Origin of the sequence: Paenibacillus taihuensis (assembly GCF_003386535.1) — a bacterium.
GTDB lineage: Bacteria > Bacillota > Bacilli > Paenibacillales > Paenibacillaceae > Paenibacillus_Z > Paenibacillus_Z taihuensis.
Genome location: NZ_QTTN01000028.1, coordinates 59200 through 70385, shown reverse-complemented (window position 1 = coordinate 70385; position 11186 = coordinate 59200). Strand labels below are relative to the sequence as shown.

Sequence of the window (11186 nt, the reverse complement as noted above, 5' to 3'; positions counted from 1 at the left end):
TGGCCGTAAGGCTTTTTTGCTTTGACGCAGGCATGATTATTAGAACGACATTTTGTACAGAGGAAGGACGGTACGGAACGTTTCCTTCACTTTCTCGAGGAACGCCTCGCCATCTTGAAGGAGCGGATCTTGACGGTCGATCACGATGCCGCACAGCGCTTCGGAAGCTTTGACCGAGCGAAGACGCGTAAGCAGCTGCGCAAGCCCTTCACGGCCAAGCTCGCCCTGCGTATCGCCGCCCGGCACCATATGATTGCCGGACCATACGTAATCGGCAGGAATATTAGTCATGATTTCATCCATCTGTCCAAGCGCATGCTCAGCGAATACCGATTTATTGTCCGATTCATAAATAATCGCGAATTGAATGAAGAGATGCGAGCCGAAGAGACCGATTTGGAAATGAGGAAACATCTTATAGCCGCGCTTGCCGGGCGCGAACGCGATCCATGTATCGTTCGGCGGGTTAATCGTTCTGCGTGCGTGCTTGGCAACATGCGGGAACATCGGCTCCCCGCAAAGCTCTGTCAGCCAAGGCGAGAGCAGCTCGCCAAGTTCATTCAGCTTGGGGCGAATCCGTTCAATGAGAACCGTCATCCGCGCCTCAAGGCCCGGTACGGCAAATACGTCAAAGTCATCCGCTGTGAAGCCGGCGAACGCCAGTTGCTGTTCTGTAGCTTGAGTCGTCATATTGCGTAATTTCATTCCTTTCGGCACTTAAGGACAAACCTTTTTTTGCCCATTATAGCACATGTTTGCAATCTGCCGCCGATTCCGTTACAGTCATCTCTAGTAACCTTAAGCAGCAGACGTTAGGAGAGGTCAATTTAGCATGTGGCAGCAATTATGGTTTCTTGCGAATATGGTATTTGTTACATTAGCAATCGTCTTTCTATTTGTTCATCGTTCCGTCTCGATCGCACGCCTTGAGAATAACCAGCAGAAGGTGTCCTCGATGCGTAAAACCCGCACCATTGTTGGGATTTGCACCATTGTTGCATTCGTCGTCATGGCATCATTTTTCCTTGTGAATATGCGTATCAACGGTTAATGGTGCGAAGGGGCGAATGTGTCCAAACGGTGTCTCTTTGACAATTTTCCGCAACTTTTTCAGCAAACGATGCGTTTAATGGGGACATACGCTGAAACAGTGGAGGAAAAGGAGACGCATAATGAAATTTTTGAAGTGGTTAGTCGTTCTATCATTTTTACTCACGCCCTTTGCTTACGCTTCCGAGAGCACGGCAGCAGCGCCCGATTATTCGGATAAGCTTACGCTGACAATTGGAAGTACAAATATGAAGCATAACAGTACCTTTACGAAGGCGGCACAGCCGGTTACGGCCATCAATGGCGTATCATTTATTCCATTTGCTTCTGTGGCCGCCCAATATGGCTACAAGATCTCGTATAACGCGCAGACGAAAGAGTCGATCGCAATAGGCAAGCAGCATTCATTGAAATTCAAGCTCAATAGCACGATCGCAAACGTAGACGGTAATAATGTGAAGCTGACAGGCGCGCCGTATGTCTTAAACGGCTCCTTGATGATGCCGCTTCGCTCATGGGGCAAGGTGACGGGCAGTATGGTTGCAGTCTCGGGCAAAACAATTACGCTCTCGTGGAACGCGGTTGTTCAGCCTCAGAAGCCGAGTGCAGACTTTGAAGTACAGCCAGCGGAAATTTACGCAGGCGAAACGACGGTCAACTATATCGACCGCTCCTATAATCCGGCCGATGCACCGTTCATCGATGAGCGCTGGGAAGGTCGTCGGGATGTTTTCGAAGAGCCTGGAAGATATATCATCACAAGACAGGTAAGAGATGTTAACGGCTATTGGAGCGATCCGTATTCCGTCACAATTACCGTTAAAGCGCCGAACCAGCCGCCAGCAGCGAGTTTTACGACGGACAAGCTGACGTACCGGATCGGTGAGGATGTGCAGTACATCGATTTGAGTACCGATGATGAGAATTCGATTATTCGCCGCACTTGGACGGGCAACGACAAAGTGTTCTTCGAGCCCGGCGAGAAGCAGATTACTCTTGAGGTAGAGGATCGTCACGGATTAATACATTCCGTCACCAAGACGATCACCGTAACTGACGAAGTGCTGTATACGAAGGATGAGTATTACAGATTGTTCACGCCAGTCGGTGAGAAGATGCCGATTGACAGTGGTGCGATGTTGAAGATGACTTCTCTGCCGTACACCTTCCATTCGGAAGAGGCGCAGATGGTCCGCAGCAACAGCCCGGAAACGCTGCTCCAAGAGGGCATCGTGTACGAAACGCAGCTGAGCGGCCAAGTTCGTTTCTTGTTCCATAACGTGAACCAAATTGGTTATCCGGTCAAAATGTATCTGCTCGCGACGAACAACAATCGTTCGCCGGTCAATATCAGTACAGGCTCGATCGGTACAGGCGGCCCTGACCCGTACGTAGAGAATACGGCGAAGATGTCGACGATCCGTTATCTTCAGTCGCTCATCTTGAATCCGTCTCCAAGGTGGATGACGATCAAGCCGGGCGAAACGAAGGAAGTGCTGCCTGAGCTGTCCAAAACGCCGATGAAGATGAAGGATGTTCTGACGACATACGCGGATCTCTATGCAGATCAGGAATTGCAGTTCAAGATTGTCGTTGTCGCTTCGAACAAGAATGTATTTACAGAGCTGCCTTACTTGACGCAAATGCCTCGTGACGGCAAGCATGTTCGCGGGACGTTCTACAAATCCGACCGTTCCATCGAAATGTCCGATATTCTTGGCGATACAGAGGAGTATATCAAGCTTGGCGATAGAACGATGGATACGTATCTAGATGGCATTGACGATACGACAGGCGCGCTGGAATACAATGTCGGCAACTTCGGTGTGCTGTACAAGCTCAGCTTGCCGCATGTCGCCCCGCATACGCTCATTGCACTGAATGCGCGCGGCGGCTATTATACAGGTGCTTTCATGGTCAATGGCCAGGTGGTGCCTGTCACGAAATCGAGTATCTTGAAAGATAATAGGGAAGCAGCGGTGCTGTACCGTACGGGAGATAGCGAGGAGTCGGTTGAGATTGTGTTCACACTGGCTGCCGGAAGCAATCTTCCGCTGGCTATGATGTTCCTGCCGCTGCCGGAGAAGCGCTCGTAATTCGTCGAATAATTAAAGGCCTTCATCAGAAAAACAGATGAAGGCCTTTTTGCTATATTTGCTATAATGCCAGCTTGATTAACTGTTTTAGTTGATTACCAAGGAAGCTTGATTTCCACTTCACGGCGCTGTTCAGCCGAACGGAGAACGCCATCGATAATCGCTTGCTGGATCAAAATTTGCTCGCCCGGAATCGGTGCTGGACGTCCTTCGCGAACCGCATCGACGAAGTCGCGTACTTTTTCGAAGAACAGATCCTTGTTGTGCTCGATGCCTGGAACCGGCGTCGATGTCTGCTGACCCATGAAGTCATGGAAGAGCGTCATTTCGCCGACTTTGCCGTCCCATACGCCAGACCAGTTGCCTTTGCCGAATGGATTAACCTTCAGGCCAGCATCTGTACCGAGGAAGAGCGTCGAGCCGAGCGTATCCATGTGCATCGCCCAAGAAATCTTGAACTGCAGCACGAGATCGTTCTCGAAGCGAACCATCGCCACGCCGAAATCTTCGACTTCGAAGCGGCTGGCTTCCGGATGGTAGAGCGGGTTCGTGCCAAAATGGTTGCTCGTAAACGCGGACACCGTTACCGGACGAGGGTAGCCGAGTGCATTCAGCGCCATATCGAGCGAGTAGCAGCCGATATCCGCCATTGCGCCAGCGCCTGCGAGCGCCTTGCTGATGAACGTGCCGCCAGGCATGCCGCGTCTGCGGCCGCCGCCTGTTTCGACATAGTAAACATTGCCGAGCTTGCCGGATTGTACGATGTCTTGGACCAGCTTCATGTTCGGGTCATAGCGAGGCTGGAAGCCGATTGTCAGCATGTTACCTGTTTCACGGGAAGCTTGCACCATGTCGACCGCTTCATCAAGCGTAACGGACATCGGCTTCTCCAGCAGAACCTGCTTGCCTGCACGGAGCGCGTCAACCGTTGTTGCATGGTGGGACACGTTCGGTGTGCAAATGCTGACGCCGTCAAGATCCAACTCCAGCATACTGCGGTGACTGTCAAATGCTTGCGCGTCTGTTAATGACAGCGATTCCACAAATTGTTGTGCTTTGCCCGGTACAACGTCTGCAACCGCAACGATCTCAACGTCTGCGATTTGCTTGTACTGGCGGACATGCGCGTGGGCGATACCGCCGCTGCCGATAATGCCAATTCGAATAGGCTTAGTCAATTAGTCCATCTCCTTAATGGTCGTCTAATGGTCATCCATCTCTGACGAGTTGTTCACCGACGTATGCTGAATACGGAACTGTCGAGGTGTCATGTTAAAGCGTTTCTTGAACACATAGTACAAATAATTGCTGCTGGCAAAACCATGCTCGAGCGCGATATGCTCAATCGAATGCTGGCCTTCAACAATGGCAGAGCACACTTGCGCCAGACGATGGTTCTCGAGGTAAGCGCTGAACGATTCCTCGCCCTGCTCACGGAAGATCCGCTGCAGCTGGCGGGCGCTAATCGGGATACGCTCGGCAACCTCTTGAAGCGTTAGCGGCTGTGCGTAATTGTCGTGTATGAACTGCGTTGCAATCCGAAATCGATGCTCGTTCATATTGCGGGACGGCGGTTCGAAAGTGAGGCTCGGCTCCGAAGACATGCGCGAAGCGCGCAGCAGAATTTGAATGATGGCTTGCTTGATGGTAGAGAATGCGCCGGGCTGTCCTTCGTTCCATGCGCGATAGGCAGTCAGAAACCATGACATCGCGTTGTACTGATCGACATGCGGGCGAAGCGGCAAACCGTTAAGCGCATTGATGCAGCTCTCGGCTTCGTGACGCTCCCACGGATCTCCCCAAGAGGCTTCATCTTCGCTTTCCTTCATCGGTACGATATCGATATGGAGACAGAGTTCATCCATCGCTTCCCGCGCGTCCGCTTCCTGCTGGTGCAGAACATTCGGGCCCGTCAAGTAGAAGACACCCTCCTGCAGAGGATAAACAATATCATCTAAGATAACCGTTCCTTTGCCGCGAGGTATGAAATGAAACTCGTACTCCGAGTGCTTGTGAAACCGTACGATTTTGCCGGGAGCGAAGGTGGCGAGGTGGCAGCGCAATACGCGAAAGCCATAGCCGCCCCAGCGAAATTGGATATCGAGCCGGTCGATTGCGTCGCCGCGCTCGGCCATTAGCGAGTAAGCAAACGGTTTAGCCATGTCAGTACCACCTCTCCTTCTTCGTGTGGAATATTAGTTCTTCAGTTCTGCGATTGTAACTTCGCGGCGTTCTTTGTTCGAGATGTTGGCAGCTTCCATCAGCTTCGTCAGATCCGCAGCAATGCCTACGTTCTCAGTCGCTTCTGTGTTGTTCAAGATGTGGCCAACGAACTGGTTGAAGGCGATTTCACGGTTGTCCGGCTTCTCGATTTTCACCCATTCGTTACCTTTCAAGTGGCTGCTGCGAACGAGAACTTCATCGGATTCGAAGCCGTAGATCATTGTGCCCTCAGTACCGTGTACTTCGAAGCAGAACGGGGAATTCGGATTCACGAATCCTGCTTCAACAACGCCGAATGCACCATTCTCATAACGAAGAGTAGCAACTGCGTTATCTTCAACTTCCTTGCCAGTTACATAGCCGTAAACCGCGCTTACGCTTTGCGGCATGCCAAGGAACAGGCGAGTGAGGTACATCGGGTGGCAGCCAAGGTCGATCAGGGCGCCGCCAGCGCATTGCTCCAGGTTGTAGAAGTGCTCTGGCAACCAGCCAGCGGTTGCGCCATTGTGCGACAGGCGAACGCGAGCTTGAGTCAGTTGGCCGAGGTAGCCTTTAGCCAATACTTCTTGTGCAGCAAGTGTGTAGTTGTCATTGAGGCGTGGCAGAGATACCGTGAACTTCACGCCTGCTTCTTTAACAGCAGCAAGAATCTCGTTCACTTCCGCATTAGTTGGCGCAACAACCTTCTCAGTGAAGATGTGCTTGCCAGCGCGAGCGGCTTTAACCATAACATCACGGTGAACATTCGTCGGCGTGTCGATAACGACTGCATCGATATCTGTGCGAGCGAGCAGCTCGTCTAGGTCTGCGAAGAAAGGTACGCCAAGCTTCTCAGCGTCAGCTTGACCGCGGGATGGGATCTCATCCCATACAGCTACGATCTCTGTGTTCGGATTGTCTTGAACGTTACGAGTGTAATCCCAGGCATGAACATGCCAGTAGCTGAGCATTGCAACGCGAATCATGAATGAATTCCTCCTAGAATATCGGTTGGTTGTGTGATCCATGTCGCGTGATCACAGTTTTCCTACCCTCTAATTATGCGACATGTCCATACCGTAACACAATCGAAAACGCTTAATAATCCATTTCGGTGACAAAAAAACTACAAAATTGCGACAAACACTATGTCGCAGGATCATAGTCTGTTCATGATAGGTTGGCGTTATGCCGAATTTTCGACTATAGTTAGGAAAGGAGGTGGTCCGTCATGCGCAGCGTGATTAAAGCGCCGATCCATGCCTATCGGAAATTCATATCGCCGCTCAAGCCGCCGACATGCCGGTTCTATCCAACCTGCTCGGCGTACGCGCTCGAAGCGATCGACAAACATGGTCCGCTTCGGGGGAGCTGGCTTGCGGTGAGACGGATTTGCCGCTGTCATCCCTTTCATCCCGGAGGCATCGATTATGTGCCGCCGACACGCGAAGAGCTGCAGCGGCAGCGGGTTTCTGCCGCGCTTGACAGCGCCGCGGAGGATTCGGTATAGTTGATCGCAAGGGCAAGAGAATCATTACCAATACCATGTATTCGATGAACGGATAAGTACAGAGGAATTGGCCTTACCAGAGAGCCGGAGCAGCTGGAAACCGGCAAGGCGCAGCTTTTGGAAAATGGTCCGGGAGAATTCGTGCTCGAGCATCCAACCTTTAGCGGGCTGGTGTAAGGGCTCGGCGGCTGACCCCGATAACGGTTGTAACGTTCATCCATTTATTGATGGATGAACCTAATGAAGCTTTCTTGATGCGCTTGCTCTGCTTAGGCATTAGCTGCCGGGCTGCGATCGAGAGAGGAAATTGGGTGGTACCGCGTAAGCGACAAGCTTTCGTCCCATAGAGGATGAGGCTTTTTTTGTTTTTTGCACGATAATGATGAAGGAGAATGAACAATGAGCGAGAAGAAACCATCCTTTTACATTACGACGCCGATTTATTATCCGAGCGATAAGCTGCATATCGGCCATGCGTATACGACGGTTGCCGGTGATGCAATGGCGCGTTACAAGCGTCTGCGTGGCTATGATGTTTGGTATTTGACAGGAACGGATGAACACGGTCAGAAGATCGAGCGTAAGGCACAAGAGAAAGGCAAGACGCCGCAGCAGTTCGTTGACGATATCGTAGTCGGTATCAAGGAACTGTGGAAGAAGCTCGATATCTCGAATGATGACTTCATTCGTACGACTGAGCCACGCCACAAAGAAGTCGTTGAGAAGATTTTCGATCAACTGCTGCAACAAGGGGACATCTATAAAGGAAACTATGAAGGTCTCTACTGCACGCCTTGTGAATCGTTCTTCCTGGAGCGTCAGCTCGTAAACGGCAACTGTCCGGACTGCGGACGTCCCGTCGAGCTCGTGAAGGAAGAGAGCTACTTCTTCCGGATGAGCAATTATGCGGATCGCTTGCTGCAGTTCTACGAGGAGAACCCTGAGTTCATCCAGCCGGAATCCCGCAAGAACGAGATGGTCAATAACTTCATTAAGCCTGGTCTTGAAGATCTCGCTGTGTCCCGTACGACGTTCGATTGGGGCGTGAAGGTGAAGGGCGATCCGAAGCATGTCGTCTATGTATGGATCGACGCATTGTCGAACTACATCACGGCGCTTGGCTACGGTTCGAGCGATTCGAGTAAATACGATCAATACTGGCCGGCTGACGTTCATCTGGTCGGCAAAGAAATCGTTCGTTTCCATACGATCTACTGGCCGATTATGCTGATGGCGCTTGGACTGCCGCTGCCGAAGAAAGTGTTCGCGCATGGCTGGCTGCTCATGAAGGACGGCAAAATGTCCAAGTCCAAAGGCAACGTCGTTGATCCGGTTACGCTGATCGACCGTTATGGCCTGGATGCACTGCGCTACTATCTGCTTCGCGAAGTGCCGTTTGGCGCTGACGGAACGTTCACGCCGGAGAACTTCGTGGAACGGATCAACTTCGATCTGGCGAACGATCTCGGCAACCTGCTTAATCGTACAGTCGCGATGATCGACAAGTACTTCGGCGGAGATATTCCTGCCTATGATGGCAATGTAACGGCATTCGACGAGACGCTGTCGACGCTGGCGACAAGCACAGTAGAGCAAGTGGAAGCCGCAATGGAGAAGATGGAATTCTCCGTGGCGCTTACCGCCATCTGGCAGCTTGTTAGCCGGACGAACAAATATATCGATGAGACGCAGCCTTGGACGCTGGCGAAGAGCGAAGAGAAACGCGGCGAGCTTGCTTCCGTGATGCACCATCTGGCGGAGTCGCTGCGCATCATCTCCATTCTCTTGCAGCCGTTCCTGACGAATGCGCCGCTGAAGGTTCGCGCGCAGCTCGGCATTGAAGAAGGCGCGCTGACTGCTTGGGACAGCACGAAGCAATTCGGCCAGCTGCCTGGCGGCACGAAAGTGACGAAGGGCGATCCGATCTTCCCGCGTCTGGATGTCGCGGTCGAGACGGAGTTCATCGCCGTATCGATGGGCGGCGGCGCGGCTGCACAGGCTGAAGCAGCAGAAGCTGCAGCACCTGCGGCGGAGCAAGCGACGGCGGCCGCGGCTGCGGCAGCGACCGGAGCAGGGGAGCCTGCAGCAGTCGAAGCTCCGGAAGCGAAGGAGGAAATTTCCATCGACGAGTTCATGAAGGTGGAGCTTCGCGTTGCGCAAGTGCTTGCGGCGGAGCCGATCCCGAAAGCCGACAAGCTGCTGAAGCTGCAGCTTGATCTTGGCTTCGAGCAGCGCCAAGTGGTTTCCGGTATCGCGAAGTTCTACACGCCGGAGCAGCTCGTTGGACGCAAAGTGATCTGCGTGACGAACCTCAAGCCGGTGAAACTGCGCGGCGAAATGTCGAAAGGCATGATACTTGCTGCGTCGCACGGCGATCAATTGACGCTAGCAACTGTGCCTAACGATATGCCGAACGGCGCAATTGTGAAATAAGGATGAACGTAAAGCCGCCGGGGCCAGTGCTCCGGCGGTTTCATATTGACACTGATTTTTTCAGTCTATATAATCTAATTGTAATGTTTACGATTATGACGGATTGAGGTGTTCGGTTCATGTTTTATAAGCGTTCCATAGGCAAGCATGTCCTGTCAGCCGCGATGCTGACTTTTTTCATTGTTATTCTGGCTGCTTGCGGATCTTCCAGCAGTAGCAAGCTCGTCGAAGGCAAGACGAATGTCGTAACAAGCTTCTACCCGCTCTATTTTCTAGCCCATCAGATTGGCGGAGAGAATGCGAATGTCATTAATATGATTCCAGCCGGCGTGGAGCCGCATGACTGGAGTCCGAAGAGCCGGGATCTGGATACGGCGGCGAAAGCGCAGCTGTTCTTGTATAACGGCGCAGGACTTGAGGGCTGGGTGCCAGACTTCCTGGAAGGGCTGCCTAGCGATTCCAAGCTGATTACAGTTGAAGCAAGTGAAGGCATTACGAAAATTTCCGGCAATCCGGAAGCAGATGAGCACGAAGATGATGCGGATGCGAAGGATGTGGATCCGCACACATGGGTAAGCCCTAAATCGATGCTCATCATGGCGGACACTGTACTGAAGAACTATGTGAAGGCAGATCCTGCTCATCAAGATGCTTATACAGCGAACTACGATAAGCTGTATAAGCAGCTCAAGGACTTGGATCAAGAATACACCGATGCTCTCACGAAGGTGCCGCATAAGGATATTGTGACGTCCCATCAAGCGTTCGGTTATCTGGCAAGGGATTATGGACTGAAACAAGTGGCTATAATGGGGTTGTCGCCTGATGCAGAGCCGAAGGCGCAGGATTTGCTCCGCATTACGAAGTTTGTGAAGGACAACGGCATCAATTTTATTTTCTTCGAAGAGCTCGTTTCCGATGAACTTGCCAAGACGCTTGCGAATGAAGCAGATGTGAGCACGATGGTGTTGAACCCGCTTGAAGGGCTGACGCCGGAGCAAGAGAAGAAGGGAGAAGACTACTTCTCTCTCATGCGGACGAATTTGCAAAATCTAGTCCAAGCCTTACAATAGAAAGAAGGAAAATCGATGCTTCAAAAACTGCAGCAAGATTCCAAATCCTTGGTCTGCCACCGGTCCATCATCGAGCTTGAAAATGTATCGTTTGCTTATAAGCAGAAGCCGGTCATCAATCATGTCAATTTTTCCGTGCAGGAGCGGGACTTTGTCGGGTTAATCGGCTCGAACGGAGCAGGCAAAACGACGCTCCTTCGCATGATCGTTGGGTTGCTCGAACCGACCAGCGGTTCCATCAAGTTATTCGGCGAACCGATCGAACAATTCCGCAGCTGGAACTTGATCGGATACGTCCCGCAAAAAAACTCGTTTAATCCATTGTTTCCAGCGACTGTTCGCGAGGTTGTCATGTCCGGATTGTTCAGCCGCAACAAGCTGTTCCGGCGTGTAACGAAGGCCGACAGCATCAAATGCGAAGAGGCTCTTCACGCGATGAAGATCGAAGACTTGGCCGGCAAACGGATCGGGGAGCTGTCGGGCGGACAGCAGCAGCGTGCTTTTCTCGCTCGCGCGCTAATCAACAATCCGGCGCTGCTCATTCTCGATGAGCCGACGGTCGGCATCGATTCGGAGACGCAGGAAGGATTCTTCCATCTCATCAAGCATATGCACCAGCACCATAACATCACGTTCCTGATGGTGTCGCATGATATGGAGATGATCCGGTCCTATCTTGGGGAGCAGCCGAAGCAGGAAGCTGGCAAGATCAAGTTTTATGTGAAGCATTCACATGACCTGGAAGATTGCGTGGAGACGAATTTAACGCACAGCTTGCGAGAGCTGCGCCATTCGATGGAACGAGGGAAAGTGGGCGTATAG

At 52.0% G+C, this 11186-nt stretch carries 10 protein-coding genes; 6 read left to right on the top strand and 4 right to left on the bottom strand.

Going from position 1 to position 11186, the window contains the following annotated elements; all coding sequences use genetic code 11:
- Positions 1-39 precede the first annotated feature (39 nt).
- The gene (locus tag A8990_RS21010; protein WP_116191030.1) at positions 40-663 is read right to left on the bottom strand and encodes a YktB family protein; all 624 of its coding nucleotides are present in this window, start codon (positions 661-663) and stop codon (positions 40-42) included.
- A 169-nt stretch (positions 664-832) separates the two neighbouring features.
- On the opposite strand from A8990_RS21010, the gene A8990_RS21005 reads away from it, so the two are divergent.
- Both A8990_RS21005 and A8990_RS21000 read left to right on the top strand, forming a co-directional pair.
- The gene (locus A8990_RS21005) at positions 833-1051 is read left to right on the top strand and encodes a hypothetical protein (RefSeq protein WP_116191009.1); all 219 of its coding nucleotides are present in this window, start codon (positions 833-835) and stop codon (positions 1049-1051) included.
- Between the two features lie 121 nt (positions 1052-1172).
- Positions 1173-3146, top strand: a complete 1974-nt coding sequence (locus A8990_RS21000; RefSeq protein ID WP_116191008.1) for a copper amine oxidase N-terminal domain-containing protein — start codon at positions 1173-1175, stop codon at positions 3144-3146.
- 95 nt (positions 3147-3241) lie between these two features.
- Here the strand turns inward: A8990_RS21000 and A8990_RS20995 are convergent, their stop codons facing one another.
- From A8990_RS20995 to A8990_RS20985, 3 genes are read right to left on the bottom strand one after another with little or no spacing between them, the layout of a single operon-like run.
- Complete coding sequence (locus A8990_RS20995; RefSeq protein ID WP_116191007.1) at positions 3242-4324, bottom strand: Gfo/Idh/MocA family protein; 1083 nt, start codon at positions 4322-4324, stop codon at positions 3242-3244.
- Positions 4325-4348: 24 nt separating this feature from the next.
- Positions 4349-5308 (bottom strand): AraC family transcriptional regulator, encoded by a 960-nt coding sequence (locus A8990_RS20990; protein WP_116191006.1) that lies wholly within the window; start codon positions 5306-5308, stop codon positions 4349-4351.
- Positions 5309-5341: 33 nt separating this feature from the next.
- Positions 5342-6334: a Gfo/Idh/MocA family protein gene (locus A8990_RS20985; protein WP_116191005.1), complete on the bottom strand. Its 993-nt coding sequence runs from the start codon at positions 6332-6334 to the stop codon at positions 5342-5344.
- Between the two features lie 245 nt (positions 6335-6579).
- Here A8990_RS20985 and yidD point away from each other — a divergent pair, with 245 nt between their 5' ends.
- The 4 genes from yidD (at position 6580) to A8990_RS20965 (ending at position 11186) form a co-directional block, all read left to right on the top strand.
- The gene (gene yidD, locus A8990_RS20980) at positions 6580-6858 is read left to right on the top strand and encodes a membrane protein insertion efficiency factor YidD (RefSeq protein WP_116191004.1); all 279 of its coding nucleotides are present in this window, start codon (positions 6580-6582) and stop codon (positions 6856-6858) included.
- A gap of 399 nt (positions 6859-7257) precedes the next feature.
- Complete coding sequence (gene metG, locus A8990_RS20975) at positions 7258-9291, top strand: methionine--tRNA ligase (protein ID WP_116191003.1); 2034 nt, start codon at positions 7258-7260, stop codon at positions 9289-9291.
- A gap of 119 nt (positions 9292-9410) precedes the next feature.
- Positions 9411-10364 carry a metal ABC transporter solute-binding protein, Zn/Mn family gene (locus A8990_RS20970; protein WP_116191002.1) on the top strand — a complete coding sequence of 318 codons (954 nt, stop codon included), beginning with the start codon at positions 9411-9413 and terminating at the stop codon, positions 10362-10364.
- Between the two features lie 15 nt (positions 10365-10379).
- Entirely contained in the window at positions 10380-11186 is an 807-nt protein-coding gene (locus A8990_RS20965; RefSeq protein ID WP_181909695.1) for a metal ABC transporter ATP-binding protein, read from the top strand.